The 16,801-nt window shown below is 53.8% G+C and carries 16 protein-coding genes; 14 read left to right on the top strand and 2 right to left on the bottom strand.

Going from position 1 to position 16,801, the window contains the following annotated elements:
• Positions 1-238 precede the first annotated feature (238 nt).
• From accA to AC4FIC_RS09445, 14 genes are all read left to right on the top strand, one after another.
• A complete protein-coding gene (gene accA / locus AC4FIC_RS09510; protein WP_100256483.1) occupies positions 239-1,192 on the top strand; it encodes an acetyl-CoA carboxylase carboxyl transferase subunit alpha in 954 nt (317 codons plus the stop codon).
• 148 nt (positions 1,193-1,340) lie between these two features.
• Complete coding sequence (locus tag AC4FIC_RS09505) at positions 1,341-1,808, top strand: GNAT family N-acetyltransferase (protein WP_158524289.1); 468 nt, start codon at positions 1,341-1,343, stop codon at positions 1,806-1,808.
• 3 nt (positions 1,809-1,811) lie between these two features.
• Entirely contained in the window at positions 1,812-3,137 is a 1,326-nt protein-coding gene (gene tilS, locus AC4FIC_RS09500) for a tRNA lysidine(34) synthetase TilS (protein WP_100256485.1), read from the top strand.
• Between the two features lie 120 nt (positions 3,138-3,257).
• Complete coding sequence (gene pyrG / locus AC4FIC_RS09495; RefSeq protein WP_273284557.1) at positions 3,258-4,886, top strand: CTP synthase; 1,629 nt, start codon at positions 3,258-3,260, stop codon at positions 4,884-4,886.
• 147 nt (positions 4,887-5,033) lie between these two features.
• On the top strand, positions 5,034-6,332 hold the full coding sequence (gene eno, locus AC4FIC_RS09490; RefSeq protein WP_100256487.1) for a phosphopyruvate hydratase: 1,299 nt from the start codon (positions 5,034-5,036) through the stop codon (positions 6,330-6,332).
• Between the two features lie 169 nt (positions 6,333-6,501).
• The gene (locus tag AC4FIC_RS09485; protein WP_100256488.1) at positions 6,502-6,786 is read left to right on the top strand and encodes an FtsB family cell division protein; all 285 of its coding nucleotides are present in this window, start codon (positions 6,502-6,504) and stop codon (positions 6,784-6,786) included.
• 2 nt (positions 6,787-6,788) lie between these two features.
• Complete coding sequence (gene ispD, locus AC4FIC_RS09480; protein WP_273284560.1) at positions 6,789-7,472, top strand: 2-C-methyl-D-erythritol 4-phosphate cytidylyltransferase; 684 nt, start codon at positions 6,789-6,791, stop codon at positions 7,470-7,472.
• Positions 7,473-7,533: 61 nt separating this feature from the next.
• Complete coding sequence (gene ispF, locus AC4FIC_RS09475; RefSeq protein WP_100256490.1) at positions 7,534-8,022, top strand: 2-C-methyl-D-erythritol 2,4-cyclodiphosphate synthase; 489 nt, start codon at positions 7,534-7,536, stop codon at positions 8,020-8,022.
• 8 nt (positions 8,023-8,030) lie between these two features.
• Entirely contained in the window at positions 8,031-9,068 is a 1,038-nt protein-coding gene (truD, locus tag AC4FIC_RS09470) for a tRNA pseudouridine(13) synthase TruD (protein WP_158524291.1), read from the top strand.
• On the top strand, positions 9,061-9,735 hold the full coding sequence (locus AC4FIC_RS09465) for a protein-L-isoaspartate(D-aspartate) O-methyltransferase (RefSeq protein ID WP_100258700.1): 675 nt from the start codon (positions 9,061-9,063) through the stop codon (positions 9,733-9,735). Before truD ends, AC4FIC_RS09465 begins: the two co-directional genes overlap by 8 nt.
• Positions 9,732-10,595 carry a DUF368 domain-containing protein gene (locus AC4FIC_RS09460; RefSeq protein ID WP_273284563.1) on the top strand — a complete coding sequence of 288 codons (864 nt, stop codon included), beginning with the start codon at positions 9,732-9,734 and terminating at the stop codon, positions 10,593-10,595. Before AC4FIC_RS09465 ends, AC4FIC_RS09460 begins: the two co-directional genes overlap by 4 nt.
• 247 nt (positions 10,596-10,842) lie before the next feature.
• Positions 10,843-11,598, top strand: a complete 756-nt coding sequence (locus AC4FIC_RS09455) for a peptidoglycan DD-metalloendopeptidase family protein (RefSeq protein ID WP_100256493.1) — start codon at positions 10,843-10,845, stop codon at positions 11,596-11,598.
• Between the two features lie 106 nt (positions 11,599-11,704).
• Positions 11,705-12,670 (top strand): RNA polymerase sigma factor RpoS, encoded by a 966-nt coding sequence (gene rpoS, locus AC4FIC_RS09450; protein ID WP_100256494.1) that lies wholly within the window; start codon positions 11,705-11,707, stop codon positions 12,668-12,670.
• Positions 12,671-12,787: 117 nt separating this feature from the next.
• Positions 12,788-13,405 (top strand): LysE family translocator, encoded by a 618-nt coding sequence (locus AC4FIC_RS09445; RefSeq protein WP_100256495.1) that lies wholly within the window; start codon positions 12,788-12,790, stop codon positions 13,403-13,405.
• Positions 13,406-13,453: 48 nt separating this feature from the next.
• Here AC4FIC_RS09445 and fdxA read toward each other — a convergent pair whose 3' ends face one another.
• Together fdxA and mutS are read right to left on the bottom strand one after the other, a co-directional pair.
• On the bottom strand, positions 13,454-13,777 hold the full coding sequence (gene fdxA / locus AC4FIC_RS09440; protein WP_100256496.1) for a ferredoxin FdxA: 324 nt from the start codon (positions 13,775-13,777) through the stop codon (positions 13,454-13,456).
• Between the two features lie 138 nt (positions 13,778-13,915).
• Positions 13,916-16,483, bottom strand: coding sequence for a DNA mismatch repair protein MutS (gene mutS, locus AC4FIC_RS09435; protein WP_476194906.1), 2,568 nt, complete (start codon positions 16,481-16,483; stop codon positions 13,916-13,918).
• Positions 16,484-16,801: the final 318 nt, after the last annotated feature.

Raw genomic sequence — 16,801 nt, 5'->3', positions numbered from 1 at the left:
GCGCCATTGGCCTGTCGTTCGACAGGGTGATGACGCGGCGCAGGCAGAGCGTTCTGGGGGCGGGGCGGTCATTAATTACTTTTGTTCATAGCTTAATCTTCACATGGACGCTTGTTAGGCCGACCACAAGCCTTTAACCTGTGGTTAATATTTTTACTGTGACGGGTCTATTTGGCGTCCTGTGGTCTAACCGGGCCGACCAATAACCTGACAACTAAAGACTTTGACGGGAACTAAGATGAATCCAGATTATCTTGACTTTGAACAACCCATTGCCGATTTGATATCGAAAATCGATGAACTGCGGCTGGTGGGAAACCGAAATGATCTGAATATTTCCGGTGAAATTGAAAAGCTGGGCGCTCAGGTTCGCAAAATGACTGAACAGATTTTTAGCAATCTGAGTGCCTGGCAAGTCTCGCAAATCTCTCGGCATCCCAAGCGTCCCTATACCTTGGACTATTTTGATCAGATTTTTACCGACTTTGATGAGTTGCATGGCGATCGACATTTTGGCGACGACGCAGCCTTAGTTGGCGGCGTTGCGCGCCTCGAGGGTATGCCAGTAATGGTGCTCGGCCACCAAAAGGGCCGAGACGTCAAAGAAAAGGTCAAGCGCAACTTCGGCATGCCGAAACCGGAAGGTTATCGCAAGGCCCTGCGGCTGATGCAGACGGCCGAGCGGTTTAATATGCCCATCTTGACCTTTATTGATACCCCGGGTGCCTATCCAGGCATCGGCGCGGAAGAACGCGGCCAATCGGAAGCCATCGCCTACAACCTGTTGAAGATGTCCTCCTTGAAGGTACCGATCATCACCACGGTAATTGGTGAGGGTGGCTCCGGTGGCGCCTTGGCCATCGGTGTCTGTGATCACCTCAATATGTTGCAATACAGTACCTATTCGGTAATTTCACCCGAAGGTTGCGCCTCAATTCTCTGGAAGACCGCGGCGCGTGCCGCCGATGCCGCGGCGGCCATGGGCATCACAGCACCGCGTTTGCAGGAGTTGGGTCTGGTCGATCACATCATCAGCGAACCTCTGGGTGGCGCGCATCGTGATAAGACCCAGATCGCCACTAGCGTTAAGGAGAGCTTAGTGTTGCAGCTCTTTGATCTTAAACAAAAGTCGCTGGAACAGCTGCTCGAGCAGCGCTATCAGCGTCTAATGTCCTTCGGGGTAACAGCCTAATCGAGTCGTCTAGCCTCGGGTCGACCTGCTAGGTCGACCCGAGGCGCGCAATTTGCTTAGGTTAGTCGCCTACCGTGTCGGCTTCAGCGCGACTTGTCAGCTAAGCGGTAGTGTTCAGAAGCTTGAATCAATAAGGGCGCATAGAGAATTGTCGAGACGTTTACTCAATCATAATAGCGTGACCGAAACCGTTATCGGTGATGATATAGCCTTGGTGCTCAACCGGGTGTTAAACGAAAATGAAGCCCTGGAGCGCATTCCAGCCTACCTCTTCGATATAGTCTTTCACGATGGATCCCGTATTGGTCAAATCGATCTACGTTTGGGCGAAACCCAAACGCTGGTCCTATACGGCGGTCAGGTCGGTTATGGCATAGACCGCATTCATCGCGGTCACGGCTACGCCGCGGCGGCCTGTGAGTTGTTGCGGGAAATTGCCCTCGATGTCGGTTTTCGAGAGCTGTGGATTACCTGCAATCCGGATAACCAAGCCTCAGTCAAAACCTGTGAGCGTATTGGTGCCCAGTTTGTTGAGCAGGTTGATGTACCGGAAAGCTGTGAGCTCTATGGTCGCGGCGATCGCGTGAAATTGCGCTTCCTGTGGAAGCTGCGCTAGAGCATGCTTAACCCTCGCGAATGGACCGCAACGGTGCACCAAGACCTGTGCCGGGACCTGCGGCAGTTTAACGCCGAGCCCGTCTTCGTCGGCTACAGCGGCGGGATCGATTCCAGTCTCCTATTGCGTTTGGCCTGTGATGCCTTCGGTCCTGAACGGGTCACCGCGCTTCATATCAATCATGGTCTATCGGCCCAAGCCGGGCAGTGGCAGGACTTTTGCCAGCGCCAGGCTGAGCAGCTCGGTTGTCAGCTTAAAACCCATGCCGGAAGCGTTGCTTCCGCCGGTAACGGCCTTGAGGCGGCGGCGCGAGATCTGCGCTATCAGCAGTTTGGCCGCATGGTGACAGAGGATGGCGTGCTCTTGCTGGGCCATCATCTTGACGACCAGGTAGAAACCTTTTTTTTGCGCCTGATGCGCGGCACCGGTTTGCAGGGCCTGAAGGCGATGGCCCGTTTGAGCCGACGCGGCAGCTACCAGCTGTACCGCCCCCTGCTCGATTTAAGCCGCCAGCAAATTGTATCCCTGGCGACCCACTTGCAGTTGGAGTGGATCGAGGACGATTCAAATGCCCAAACCCGCTTCGATCGCAACTACCTTCGTCAGACTGTACTGCCCTTGCTGGAGGCGCGCTGGCCGGCCTATCGGCAGCGAGTGCACAATCTCATCGGGCTAATCGACTCGCCCCAAAGCGACGCGGTCTTCGAGTTAGAGCGGGAGTTGCATCATCGTCTCAGTCATGACCAGGGTTTCAAACTGGTGCAATTGGATGCACTGACCGGCGAGCAATTGTTATCCTTATTGCATGCTTGGTTACGGGCAATCGGCCAGCAAATCCCGAGCAAAGCCCGACTGGAAGAGATTGCCTCGGCAGTGATAGCCGCCCAAGCCGATGCCATGCCCGAGGTCCGTTTGGGGCAGGGCGCTGTCCGGCGTCACGGCTTGGCGCTCTACTGGGTCGCAGATCGCGTTGAACCGGGTCCGGCGCCGGCCTTGACGGTGGGTGTGGCCAGTGCATGGCCCGGCGTGGGGCAGGTCAGATTAGTCCTAGCCGACTCTGGGCCTGATCGACTCAAAGCCGATTTAGCCAATTTGCATTGGCGTCTGCGCGTCGGTGGCGAGACCTTGCGGCCGGTCGGTCGCGCCAAGCGTCGAGACCTAAAACGCTTGCTGCAGGAATATCGAGTGAAACCCTGGGACCGCGCCCGCCTGCCCCTGCTCTACAGCGCGGATGAGCTTATCGCCGTGGGCGATCTTTTGCTCTCGGCCGATCATCTGGCCGACCAGGCCGAACCAGGCCTACAGGTTATTTGGCAAAATACTGATTGAGGGAATCGGCTTAATTTGTTAATCTGATCCCCCATCTGAAACACACTATTTTTCGAGCGAATCTTCTCCCTGTGAGCCCTGTGCTGCACGGGATGTGTTCGTTTTTTGATGGGATCGTATATGACTCGTTACATCTTTGTTACCGGCGGCGTAGTATCTTCTTTAGGTAAGGGCATCGCCTCAGCCTCGCTCGCAGCCATCCTCGAAGCACGTGGCCTAAAGGTTACCTTGCTTAAGCTTGATCCCTATATCAATGTCGATCCTGGCACCATGAGTCCATTCCAACATGGCGAAGTGTTTGTCACCGAAGACGGCGCCGAAACCGATTTGGATTTGGGTCATTACGAACGCTTTGTTAACACCACCATGACCCGTCGCAACAACTTTACCTCCGGTCGAATCTATCAGGATGTGCTCAAGAAGGAGCGCCGGGGTGATTATCTGGGCGGCACGGTGCAGGTTATTCCGCACATTACCGATGAAATTAAGCGCCGGGTTATCGAGGGTGCCGGTGATGCTGACGTCGCCTTAGTTGAAGTCGGCGGTACCGTGGGCGATATCGAATCATTACCCTTCTTGGAAGCCATTCGCCAACTCAAGGTTGAGCTCGGTAGTCGACGCGCGCTGTCTGTGCACCTGACATTGGTGCCCTATCTGGCCACTGCAGGCGAAGTCAAGACCAAGCCGACTCAGCATTCAGTCAAAGAGCTGCGCACCATCGGACTGCAGCCAGACATCTTGCTGTGCCGGTCCGACCGACCCATCGGTAAGACCGAATTGCGCAAAATATCCCTGTTTACCAACGTCGAAGAGCGAGCGGTTATCCCGCTGATCGATGCCGATACCATCTATCGCATCCCAGGCATGCTGGCGAAGGCCGGACTCGACGCCATCGTGGTCGAACGATTCGGTCTGGACTGCCCGCCGGCCGACCTATCCGACTGGGAAGATGTCACCGAACGCAAGTTGCACCCAGAGCAGGAAGTCACCATTGCCATGGTAGGCAAGTACATGGATCTGCTAGATGCCTACAAGTCCTTGATCGAAGCGATAGACCATGCCGGTATTCGCTCTCGAACGCGGGTTAAGATCCAATATATCGACTCTGAAGATTTGGAGAAAAATGGCATCGATGTGCTTAAGGGTGTCGCCGGTATCTTGGTGCCCGGTGGATTCGGCCATCGTGGTGTCGAGGGCAAAATTCTAGCGGCGCAATATGCGCGTGAAAATCGCGTGCCCTATTTGGGCATTTGTCTGGGTATGCAGGTCGCCGTTATCGAATATGCGCGAAATGTGTGCGGCCTGGACGGCGCCCACTCAACTGAATTCGACCGCCAGTCGCGCCATCCGGTTATCGGCCTAATCACCGAGTGGATTGAAGCTGACGGCAAGGTCGTAGAGCGTAATGAAGGCACTGATTTAGGCGGCACCATGCGCCTTGGCGGCCAAGAATGCCGTCTGACTGAGGGTACACTGGCGCGCACAGCCTACGGCGAAGACACCATCGTTGAACGGCATCGACATCGTTACGAGGTGAATAATCACTATGTGCAGGACCTAGAAAAATACGGTATGGCGATTGCCGGTCGGTCACTCGATAGCGCTCTCGTTGAGATTGTCGAAATCCCCGATCATCCGTGGTTTGTTGCCTGCCAGTTCCATCCGGAATTCACCTCGACACCGCGCAAGGGTCATGGTTTATTTAGTGGTTTTATTTCAGCAGTGATCGGTCATACGGCGGGGAAATAGCGTTTAAACTCGCTATTTACTGGTTTTTCTTTATAATTCCGCCCGAATTTGTAGGAAAGTTACAGTTTTTGTGACTTTAAACATGTATCTGTTCCGTCAAATCCCAATACTAGTGGGGATTTGATGGCAACCCAAGGAGAGTCTAAGATGGCGAAAATTGTAGAAATCAAAGCCCGGGAAATTATCGACAGCCGTGGTAACCCCACCGTTGAAGCCGATGTAATATTGGCAAGTGGCGCCAAAGGCCGCGCAGCGGCACCGTCGGGTGCCTCAACCGGATCACGCGAAGCGCTGGAATTGCGCGATGGTGACAAAAGCCGCTTTATGGGCAAGGGCGTGTTGAAGGCCGTTGGTGCCATCAATGGTCCTATTCGTGCCGCTCTGCTGGGTCAGGACGCGTTACAGCAGTCCGTTATTGACCAGATCATGATCGATCTTGATGGTACCGAGAATAAGTCAAACTTTGGTGCCAACGCCATCTTAGCGGTCTCCTTGGCTACGGCCAAGGCCGCAGCGATCGCCAAGGGTGTTGAACTTTACGCGCACATTGCCGATCTTAATGGCACGCCGGGTCAATACTCCATGCCATTGCCAATGATGAACATCATCAACGGCGGCGAGCATGCCGACAATAACGTTGATATCCAAGAATTTATGATTCAACCGGTCGGTGCTAAGACCTTCAAAGAAGCCGTGCAAATCGGCGCTGAAGTCTTCCACAACCTAGCCAAAGTCCTCAAAGCCAAAGGACTGAGCACGGCGGTGGGCGATGAAGGTGGTTTTGCCCCTAACCTTGAAAGCAATGCAGCGGCCTTAGGCGCGATCAAAGAAGCGGTTGAAGCGGCCGGTTATGTCCTAGGTACAGATGTTACCTTAGCGATGGATTGTGCCGCCTCTGAGTTTTATGACAAGGACGCCGGCCATTACAATATGAAGGGCGAAGGCAAGATCTTTACGTCAAAAGAATTCAACTTCTATCTGCAGGATTTGGCCAACCAGTATCCGATCGTGTCGATCGAAGATGGCCTGGATGAATCCGATTGGGATGGCTTTAAGCACCAGACCGAGTTATTGGGTGATAAATTGCAACTGGTCGGTGACGATCTGTTCGTGACCAATACCAAGATCCTCCAAGAAGGCATCGACAAGGGTATCGTTAACTCGATTCTGATCAAATTCAATCAGATCGGTTCCCTAACCGAAACCTTAGCAGCGATCAAGATGGCCAAAGATGCTGGCTATACGGCGGTAATTTCTCACCGATCGGGCGAAACCGAAGATGCCACCATAGCCGATTTGGCCGTTGGTACGGCAGCTGGCCAGATTAAAACCGGTTCCATGAGCCGTTCTGATCGAGTCGCCAAGTACAATCAGCTGATTCGTATTGAAGAAGAATTGGGTGATAAGGCCCCGTTTCGTGGCCTGTCAGAAGTTAAGGGTCAGTAAGGTTTGCACGCTCGCAGTTAGCTGCGATCGCTTAAATAGTGCGAATTCGGGTCTAATTGAGTGCAATCGTCTCAAATAACCGCTGAATTTGGCATAAATATGGAAAGGGGGCTTGGCTCCCTTTTTTTTATGCGTAAGAATGAGGGTACTTTAATGTAGGGGGTCATTCATGCGCCTGGTTCAACTTATCCTGTTGGTCTTAATCGTTGCGCTGCAAGTGCGCTATTGGTTTGCCGACAACGGTTATTTCGATAACCAGCGCCTGGCATCCGAGCTTAGTACTCAACAAACTGAATTAAGTGCCTTACAGGCTAAAAACGATTTGTTACGCGCCCGCGTCGACGATTTAAAATCCGGTAACGATGCCATCGAAGAGCTGGCGCGGCAGGATTTGGGGCTGATTCAGCCAGGTGAGATCTTTGTTATCATCCACAGCGGGTCCGACGAGCCGTGAGGGTGCACCTGATCTTACCCGCGGCCGGTAGCGGCCAACGTTTCGGCGCCGGCATACCCAAGCAACACGCGCGAATTCTACACCAGAGCCTATTGGAGTGGACTCTGGCGGCCTGGCAAGCAATTCCCATATCAGGTCACAAGCTGTTGGCCATCGCCGCTGATGACTCGGTCAGTCGAGAGTTGGCGGCGTCCTTTAGCGATGTTGAGGTGATTCATGGTGGCCGCGAGCGCGCCGATACGGTGCTTGCGGCCCTGATGCATCTAAGCCTGAGAGCCGAGCCAGAGGATTGGGTCATGGTGCACGATGTCGCGCGGCCCTGTGTGGAAAATAAGGATGTCGAGCAGTTATTGCAAACCTGCCAGCAGACTCAGGTGGGTGCTATCCTAGCGCGGCCCCTGACCGATACGATTAAAAAAATTGATAACCACGGCCGGGTCACCACCCTAGACCGAAGCGCCCTGTGGGCTGCGCAAACACCTCAGTGCTTTAAGGTGGGTGACTTGATCAGCGCTTTGGAACAGGCAAAGGAGCGCGGCTTGGCCATCACCGATGAGGCATCGGCCATTGAAGCGATGGGTTGGCCAGTCAATATAGTCACCGGCTCGGAGCGCAATATTAAAGTGACCCACCCCGCGGACGCTGCCTTGGTCGAATACTTCCTGAAACTAGATTTAACGACATGAAACTGCATTTAACGACATGAAACTGCATTTAACGACATGAAACTACAGAGTTCTTGAGCCTATGTTACGAATTGGTCACGGTCATGACGTCCATCGCTTCGATGCCGATTCTCCGCCATGCAATATCCGCCTAGGTGGCGTTGAGGTGCCGAGTGAGCACGCACTACTTGCCCATTCCGATGGTGATGTCGTCTTGCATGCCCTTTGCGATGCCCTTTTGGGCGCCCTAGCCTTAGGCGATATTGGCGAGCATTTCCCCGATACCTCAGCGACCTGGCGTGGGGTCGACTCGCGCGACCTATTACGCCAGGTCTATCAACTGGTCCAGGATCGGGGCTATCGTTTAGTTAACGCTGACATTACCATCGTCGCCCAAACCCCGCGCTTGATGGCTTACAAAAAAGCCATGCAAGCGCAAATCGCCGCCGATCTCAACACCGCAGTGGGCAATCTCAACGTGAAGGCGACGACCACGGAACAGCTCGGTTTCATCGGTCGTAAGGAAGGCATAGCAGTTGATGCGGTCTGTCTAGTCGAGCATGCGTTATGAGCTTCGAGATGAATTGGTCGCGGGCCCATCCAATGAGCTTGTCCTCAGGGCAGATTAAAGCGCACAACGCCGATTTTAGGGTCGTAGAACGCTTACCCGAAACGGCCAGTGGCGAAGGTGAACATCTCTGGGTTAGGGTGTTGAAGGACGGCCAAAATACCGCTTGGGTCGCTCGGCAGTTGGCCCGTTGGGCCGGCGTTGGGCCGCGCGAGGTCAGCTACGCGGGTCTAAAGGACCGCCATGCCGTGACCGAGCAAACCTTCTCGGTGCATTTGCCGGGTAAACTCGAACCCTCGGTAAGGCTGTTAGAGGTCGACGGCCTGACCATACTCGACGCCACTCGGCACCATCGCAAACTGAAAACCGGACAACTGGTGGGGAATTCTTTTCGCATTCGGATCCGCAACACCGACGTGCCCTTGGCGCAATTGGAGCGCAATTGGCAGACCCTGGTTGAGCACGGCGTGCCGAACTATTTTGGCCCGCAACGCTTCGGGCATGGCGGCCTCAATGTCTTCAATGGCAGCGAGTGGCTATTGGGTCGAGCCAAGGTTCAACGACACCTGCAGTCGATTTATCTGTCTGCGGTTCGCTCTTATTTCTTTAATCGGCTGCTTGCCCAGCGTGTTCAAGATGGCACCTGGAACCGTTTAATCGATCATGATTTTGCGCAATTTACCGAGGGTAAGGCCGGTTTTTACTGTGAGGAACCGGAGGCCACGGACATCGACCGCTGTGCCTTGGGCAAGGTGTCGCCCTGCGCCAGCTTACCCGGTCTGTCGAAAGATGACTTCCCCGGCCTAGCGGCTCGAGAATCGACCCAGTTGGCAGCTTATGGTGAATTGTTACTGGCTTTAGAGGCACGACAGGTGGCGCGGCATTTTCGCAAATTACGAGTATTCCCCGAGTCGGCCCATTTTGAAGTGATCGATAAGGATCCCGTGGTCTCCTTCTTTTTGCCCGCGGGTAGCTTCGCTACATCGGTATTGGCGGAATTGGTGACCGACCAAGGCCTGCGCGCAGGTGGAGGCGATTGGCATGAATAGAGAACCGGATATGTTGCGCGGCATCGGTATGACGTCGCAACGCACCCGAGCCCGATTAATTGAACGCTTGGTCGAACAGGGCATCAGTAATTTCCGCGTGTTGGCCTGCTTTGAAACCATTCCGCGCCATCTGTTTGTCGATGAAGCCCTAGGGCATAAAGCCTATGAGGATGTGTCACTGCCGATCGGCTATGCGCAAACCCTGTCACAACCCTATATAGTGGCGCGTATGTCGGAGCTGGTCTTGGCTGCACCGCATCATGAACGAGTCTTGGAGATTGGTACCGGCTCAGGCTTTCAAACCTCGGTCTTGGCCAGTCTGGTCGATGAAGTTTACAGTGTCGAACGGATTCAGCCCTTACAAGAGAAAGCACGGCAACGCTTAGCGATCCTTAACCTGAAAAATGTTTGGTTAAAGCTGGCCGATGGCTTTATGGGCTGGCCCGATGAAGCGCCCTTCGACGTTATAATCGGTACCGCCGCGCCCAGCGTGCCGCCGCCGGAATTACTCGATCAGCTGATCCCGGACGGCGGTCGTTTGATTATGCCGATTGGTGAAACCGAGCAGTTTTTAACAGTTATCGAAAAACACGGCGATGAGTTGATTATCGAACAAATAGAACCGGTGCTCTTTGTGCCTATGTTGACAGGAATTAAAGCCAAGTGAGAAAAGAGCAGTGGTTGTGGTTAATCAAGGGTGCCGCCATGGGGGCGGCCGATGCAGTTCCGGGCGTGTCGGGTGGCACGATAGCGCTGATTACCGGTATTTATGAACGCTTTATTGGTGCCTTAGCGAGTTTTCGGCCGTCTCTCTGGCGTTTCATTCGCGTCGGCGATTTTCGCGGCCTATGGCAAGCTATCGATGGCCAGTTTCTAGCCTTTCTCGGTGCCGGCATTCTGGTCAGCCTATTTTCGGTGCTGAGCCTGATGGATTACCTGCTGTCGACGGCTGCACCGGTAGTTTGGTCGTTCTTTATGGGCGTGATCCTAGTGTCCTTGTGGCAACTAAGCCGCGGGCGTCGCTGGCTTTGGCAGGACGCAACCTTGTTAATGATGGGTTTGGCGATTTCCTTAGTGTTTGCTACCGCATCGGGCATGCCGGTCACGGTCACACCGCTTACCCTCGTCCTGGGCGGCATGCTGGCAATCTCTGCTATGCTCTTGCCCGGCATATCCGGCTCTTTTATGTTGGTTTTGCTTGGCCTATACCCGGTGGTGGTAGAGGCTGTCCACGAGCGCAATCTCCCCATCGTGTTATGGGTGGCTTTGGGTTGTGCGATCGGGATAATCAGTTTTAGCCGTTTTTTGCAATGGTTGCTGCATAATTGGCACGAACGCGTGATCAGTTTTATGCTCGGATTTGTGGCCGGCGCTCTGGTCAAGGTATGGCCATGGCAAGATTCCGGCCGGTGGTTCCTGCCCGAGCAATACTCTGCCGTTAGCGGACTCGAAAATTGGCTTCTATTATCTGTTCTATCGATGATCTTGGGTGTGGTGATCGGTAACTTTATGAAAAATAAGGCCTAAATGGTGGAGATTTAACACCGGTGGGTTCTGGTTATTCAGTTTTACAACTAAAGGGTCGTCTTTCTTAGAAGAATTTTGACTCCAAATCTCTACCATAGATATCGAATGTAATATCATCAGTTCTACTGATGATTTGCAGTCGATTTATACAATGTGAACCAGTTCAATATTTGAGGTGAACTAAACAGTGTTACTCGCGTCAAAATATAGTTCCTGGCTGTTAGTTGCAATCGGCTTGAGCGGTTGTATGAATTCGGCGCGGTTTTCGTCTTTGGAGCCGAACGGCGTCGATTCGCGTTATGCCTCGACTAGCCCATCTAGGACCACAGCGCTGTCAGTCGCTAATCCCGATTTTTATCTGGTTAAATCTGGCGATACCCTTTACTCCATTGCCTTCCGCTTCGGGTTGGATTACCAGCGCCTAGCCAACGGAAATGGTATCGGGATGGATTATCGGATAGTCGTGGGGCAGTCGATCACCTTAAAAGAGTCCAATCAAGTCGCTCAATCTCAATCACCTGTCCAATCCGTACCCGCAAAAAAAGCGTCAACCCCGGTCCAAGTTTCTGTTACAAAAAAGAACAGTTCAAAAAGCGTCATAAAATCGGACAAAAAGGAGACTGTCACCGGTCCGGCCGATCCATGGACCTGGCCTCATAAAGGGAAAATAGTTCGAACGTTTGTTGTCGGTTCGTCCTCTAATAAGGGCATTGATATCGGCGGTCAAATTGGGGATTCTGTATTGGCAGCGACGAGCGGAACAGTCGTCTACGCTGGCAATGGTTTGCCTGGATATGGCAACCTGATCATCATTGAACACCGTAATTCGCTTCTCAGCGCTTACGCTTTTGCCGAGCAAATCTTGGTGAAGGAAAAGGACCGTGTTCAGGTCGGCCAGCAAATTGCAACGATGGGTACACAGGGCGATGAGCCTAGTCTGCACTTCGAAATTCGCAAGAATGGCAAACCGGTTGATCCACAAAGGATATTGCCCGGACGGTAAAACGGACTGACAATAATTATAAAGCTTAGGACAGGTGATTGAGATGACGGAATTAAGGGAAGACACAGCAGCAAAGAATAACACTCAAGGACAAAATTTTAGCGGTATGACAGCAACACTCGACTACGACGAAGTAGCGGGTCTGGATGATGATGCACTGGAGGAGGCGCCGGACCAAGAACGTTCCGAAGAGAGAGAGTTTCAGGATGCCTTGTCAGCCAACGGATCGATGCAGCGATCGCTCGATGCCACCCAATTATATTTAAATGAGATCGGTTTTTCACCCCTGCTCAGCTCTGAGGAAGAAGTATATTTTGCCCGTTTAGCCCGTAAAGGCGATGCCGCCGGGCGCAAGCGGATGATTGAAAGTAACTTACGACTGGTGGTGAAGATTGCCCGTCGGTATCTGAATCGTGGCCTGACCCTGCTCGATCTGATCGAAGAAGGCAATCTTGGTTTGATTCGCGCCGTTGAGAAATTTGATCCAGAGCGCGGTTTTCGCTTCTCCACCTACGCAACCTGGTGGATTCGGCAAACCATTGAACGCTCGATCATGAATCAGACCCGCACCATCCGTCTACCGATTCACGTAGTTAAAGAACTTAATGTCTATTTGCGCGCTTCCCGTGAGTTAGCGCAAAAGCTCGACCATGAACCGACCCCCTATGATATTGCCGAGCTGTTGGAAAAACCCGTTGCCGATGTTAAAAAGATGCTCGCCCTGAATGAGCGGGTGACCTCAATCGATACGCCGGTTGGCATTAGCTCGGATAAGAGTCTGCTCGATACCATTGCCGACGACCGGGCCAACGATCCTTCTGACTTTTTGCAGAGTGAAGACTTGAAGGCCGGTATCGATCGATGGTTGGACGAGCTGTCGGAGAAGCAGCGCGAAGTAGTGGCGCGTCGATTTGGCCTGCGCGGTTATGAAACCAGCACGCTTGAGGATGTTGGCCATGAGATTGGTTTGACGCGCGAACGGGTGCGCCAGATTCAGGTCGAGTCTTTGCGTCGATTACGCGATATAATGGAAAAACAGGGTTTGAATTCAAACGCCTTATTCGGCGCCTAAGGCTTTCAGCCAGGTGACAGTAACGCAGAAAAATCCATAGGCCCGTCGACGACGGGTTTTTTCATACTGGGCCGATACCCTGCAGCGCCTTCCCCTACCTGTTCAGAGTAATACTCCATGACCGTCGAATCGTCCCTCACTTTTTTTCTCGCGGTGTTTATTTTCGGCATCACCCCGGGCCCCGGTGTGTTCGCCATCTTGTCTCGGGCGCTGGTCAGCGGTGCTCGCTCTTGTGTGCTGTTAGCCCTGGGCATGGTGATCAGTGACATCCTCTATCTCATTGCCGCTTGCTTCGGTTTAGCGGCCTTAGCGACCCATTGGGAGGGCGCCTTTAGCGTCGTGCGCTGGCTCGGTGCCGCTTATCTGTTGTACCTGGGTTGGAAGATGTGGACGGCGCCCAGGCAGCTCAATGGCGCACCGACGTCGTTACGCAGCAGTGCTGCGCTGCTCAGCTTTATGCAGGGTTTCCTTATATCCGCGTCAAATCCAAAGGTCATACTGTTCTATATCGCTTTTCTGCCGACCTTTATCGACTTGTCGCTCCTGACCGGTCGGGACATCGCGTTGGTCAGCCTACTGACCCTAGTGAGTCTGATGTTGGGGCTGAACTTAATTGCCTTCTTTGCCGGTCGATCGCGGCGCTTCTTTGAATCGGAGCGGGGCGCTCGGGTGCTCAACCGCAGTGCGGGGTCGATTATGATGGGGGCTGGAGTCTTCCTACTGGTTCGGACTTAGCAGGCCGGCCATCAACGCCCGCAACAGGCGGGCTTGATGAGCGAGCGACTAGCGTTCCAAGAAGGCGCGTTTACCGGGCTGGCCGTTTTGCGCATCGGCATCGGGCAAGGCGGTTTTTTGTTCGGTGATATTGGGCCAGATTTCGGCCAATTCGGCATTGAGCTCGATAAAGTCAATTTGGTCGGCCGGCACCTCATCTTCAGACAGTATTGCTTCCGCGGGGCATTCGGGTTCGCATAAGGCGCAATCGATGCATTCGTCGGGATGAATTACTAGAAAGTTGGGGCCTTCGTAAAAGCAGTCGACCGGGCACACTTCGACACAGTCGGTATATTTGCATTTAATGCAGTTTTCTAAAACGATAAAGGCCATGAACGTATCTCTTCCTGAGTAAATCGGTTGGGGGCTATATTAATGACGGATGGGACAGGGCTCAAGATCTTATTCAGGCTAATGTGGATCAATCATATAGCCAGATAGAATAAGCATCCGTCTGTTAAGGTTTTAAATCTATATTCGTTTCTTGCTGCTATAGAGCCAATCCAATGCCTGCTTGGCACTCATGTTATCCAAGTCCAACGACAACAGGGCATCGACAATCGGATGTTGGGCGCGCGCAAAGAGATCCGCCTGGGCCGTTATCGACTGGGCCGGAGCCGGTCCAACTGCGCCGACATTGAGTGCTTCCAGTTCGGCCAATTTACCTCGAGCATGCTGGATAACCGGTTCTGGCACACCGGCTAATCGGGCAACTTGAATACCATAACTCTGCGACGCCGGCCCGGGCTGAACGCGATGTAAAAACACCAGCCGATCGTCGTGTTCGGTCGCATCAAGATGGACGTTGGCGATGCCGGCTTGGTTTTCGGCCATAGCGGTCATTTCGAAATAGTGCGTGGCAAAGAGGGTCAATGCCTTAACTCGGGTCACCAGTTCAGCCGCTGCGGCCCAGGCCAGCGATAAACCATCGAAAGTACTGGTGCCGCGCCCGACCTCATCCATGATCACTAGGCTATTGGGTGTCGCATTGTGCAAGATATTAGCCGTCTCGGTCATCTCAACCATAAAGGTTGAGCGCCCACCGGCGACATCATCGGACGAGCCCATGCGGGTATAGATGCGATCGAGCGCGCCAATGGTCGCCGACTCGGCCGGGACATAGCTGCCGATGTAGGCCAGAAGGGCAATCAGCGCGACCTGGCGCATATAGGTTGATTTGCCGCCCATATTCGGACCAGTGATGATTTGCAGGCTGTGTTCGCCATCCAGTTGGGTGTCATTGGGCACAAAGGGCCCGGACAATAGCGCTTCGATCACCGGGTGGCGTCCGGCTATGATGTGAATTTGGGGCGCTTCGGTCAGAGTGGGTTGGGTCCAGCTGTATTGATCGGCACACTGGGCCAAGCAATTTAGGACATCCAGCTCGACCAGTGCAAGGCAGAACGTCTGCAAGGGAGCTAGGTCGTCACCGAGACGTTGAATAAGATCCTCATAGAGAAACTTCTCCCGCGTCAAGGCGCGGCTGCGCGCGCTCAGCGCCTTGTCTTCGAAGGCCTTCAGTTCCGGGGTAATAAATCGTTCGGCGTTTTTTAGGGTTTGCCGGCGGATATAGGACAGGGGGGCTTTTTCAGACTGACTGCGACTGATTTCGATGTAATAGCCGTGTACCCGATTGTAGCCAACCTTCAAACTCGAGAGCCCAGTCTGGGCCTTCTCGGTCTGCTCCAGGGCCAGCAGATAATCGCCGGCGTTGCTGTCCAATCCGCGTAGTTCATCCAATTCGGCGTCATAACCGTCGGCAATTACACCGCCCTCACGCATCACTGCGGGCGGATTGTCTTTAACGGCCCGATCCAATTCAATGGCCCATTGCGGATCGGCTGCCAGCTTGGCCTGAATGGCCGATAATAGTGGGCTGTCGCACTCTGCCAGCTGATCGACTAGGGTTGGGATGGCATGCAGGGCCTCGCGCAACCGGATTAGATCGCGCGGCCGCGCCGAGCCGAGTGCGATACGGGTCAGCACCCGCTCGATATCGCCGATCGGTTTTAGGGTGCTAGCAAAGTTCTCAAAGCGAAAATCGATCAGCAAGGTTTGTACGGCGGCCTGGCGCAGGCGTAATAGATCCTGGTTGCGCAGTGGGCGATTGAGCCAGCGGCGTAACAGCCGGCTGCCCATGGCCGTGCTGCAATGGTCCATCAGGGAAAAGAGCGTATTGCCCGCTTCGCCACGGACATTGATATCAATTTCCAGATTACGGCGCGTGGCGCCGTCGATCAACACACTGTCGCTGTGGTGTTCTGGGGTCAACGAACGGATGTGCGGCAGCGCGCCGCGTTGCGTTTCTTGGGCATAGTTGAGCAGGCACCCGGCGGCGCGCAAGGCCAGCGTCATGTCGCTGACACCGAAACCGGCCAGATCGCGAGTACCGAGCTGTTGGCTTAAACGCTCCACGGCGCTGTCGAGATCATAGAGCCAGCCCGATTGGGGTTTCATGGAGGGTTGGCAACTCAATAGCGGTGCCTGGGTGTCTTCCGGATAGAGCAGTTCACTCGGCTGTAACCGTTCCAGCTCGCCATAGGCATCGACCGAGGAGGCCAGCTCCTGCACATTGAAACGACCACTGGCCATATCGAGCACGGCCAGGCCCCATTGTTCGCCGGATTGAATGACCGCCGTGAGTAGGTTTTCCTGCTGATCACTGAGGTAGGCCTCATCGGTCAGGGTGCCGGGGGTGAGCACCCGTACGACCTTGCGTTCGACCGGTCCCTTGCTGGTGGCTGGGTCACCAATCTGCTCGCAAATTGCGACTGTGCGACCGCTCTGTACGATGCGGGCAATATAGTTTTCAGCCGCATGATAGGGAATACCAGCCATCGGAATTGGGGCGCCTGCACTTTGACCTCTTTTAGTCAGCGTAATGTCGAGCAGGCGCGCCGCATCTTTGGCATCATCAAAAAACAGTTCGTAGAAATCGCCCATGCGATAAAAGATTAGATCGTTGGGATGGTCCTGCTTGATTCTTAAATACTGCTGCATCATCGGTGTATGTTGGTCGTGAGACTTGAGGTTCTTCATTCAGTAGGGGCCCTAATTGATGCAGTAATGGTCTTACCCTAAACGTTACCCGGTAAGCGCAGTTTGGCAACTGATTACTGGTGATTTGACATAACGACGAGCACACGGCTAAAAGTATAACAAAGGCGTCGCCTTGATGGCACTATGAGGTCGGCTCAATGCTCGAGTTTAAGCCCGATTTGAAGCAACCAGCGGATGCCGACCCTAAAAGGCCCGGATACGAGCCAGTGCAGGTCGCAACCAACCTCGGGTCGATGGGGCACTGCCGAGAAGTCGGCTTGGTGGAGCAGACAGGGGAAAAGATCCAACCACAGAAAT

Source organism: Reinekea sp., assembly GCF_982785585.1.
The sequence above is the reverse complement of the archived record's forward strand: the minus strand, read 5'-3'. Positions and strand labels throughout refer to the sequence as shown.

Bases quoted from the DNA above. Each gene is read 5' to 3' on its own strand.
- pyrG (WP_273284557.1), top strand. From the start codon at position 3,258: ATGACTCGTTACATCTTTGTTACCGGCGGCGTAGTATCTTCTTTAGGT.
- mutS (WP_476194906.1), bottom strand. From the start codon at position 16,483: ATGAAGAACCTCAAGTCTCACGACCAACATACACCGATGATGCAGCAG.
- tilS (WP_100256485.1), top strand. From the start codon at position 1,812: ATGCTTAACCCTCGCGAATGGACCGCAACGGTGCACCAAGACCTGTGC.
- rpoS (WP_100256494.1), top strand. From the start codon at position 11,705: ATGACAGCAACACTCGACTACGACGAAGTAGCGGGTCTGGATGATGAT.
- fdxA (WP_100256496.1), bottom strand. From the start codon at position 13,777: ATGGCCTTTATCGTTTTAGAAAACTGCATTAAATGCAAATATACCGAC.
- AC4FIC_RS09455 (WP_100256493.1), top strand. From the start codon at position 10,843: ATGAATTCGGCGCGGTTTTCGTCTTTGGAGCCGAACGGCGTCGATTCG.
- eno (WP_100256487.1), top strand. From the start codon at position 5,034: ATGGCGAAAATTGTAGAAATCAAAGCCCGGGAAATTATCGACAGCCGT.
- AC4FIC_RS09485 (WP_100256488.1), top strand. From the start codon at position 6,502: ATGCGCCTGGTTCAACTTATCCTGTTGGTCTTAATCGTTGCGCTGCAA.
- AC4FIC_RS09445 (WP_100256495.1), top strand. From the start codon at position 12,788: ATGACCGTCGAATCGTCCCTCACTTTTTTTCTCGCGGTGTTTATTTTC.
- AC4FIC_RS09465 (WP_100258700.1), top strand. From the start codon at position 9,061: ATGAATAGAGAACCGGATATGTTGCGCGGCATCGGTATGACGTCGCAA.
- ispF (WP_100256490.1), top strand. From the start codon at position 7,534: ATGTTACGAATTGGTCACGGTCATGACGTCCATCGCTTCGATGCCGAT.
- accA (WP_100256483.1), top strand. From the start codon at position 239: ATGAATCCAGATTATCTTGACTTTGAACAACCCATTGCCGATTTGATA.
- truD (WP_158524291.1), top strand. From the start codon at position 8,031: ATGAATTGGTCGCGGGCCCATCCAATGAGCTTGTCCTCAGGGCAGATT.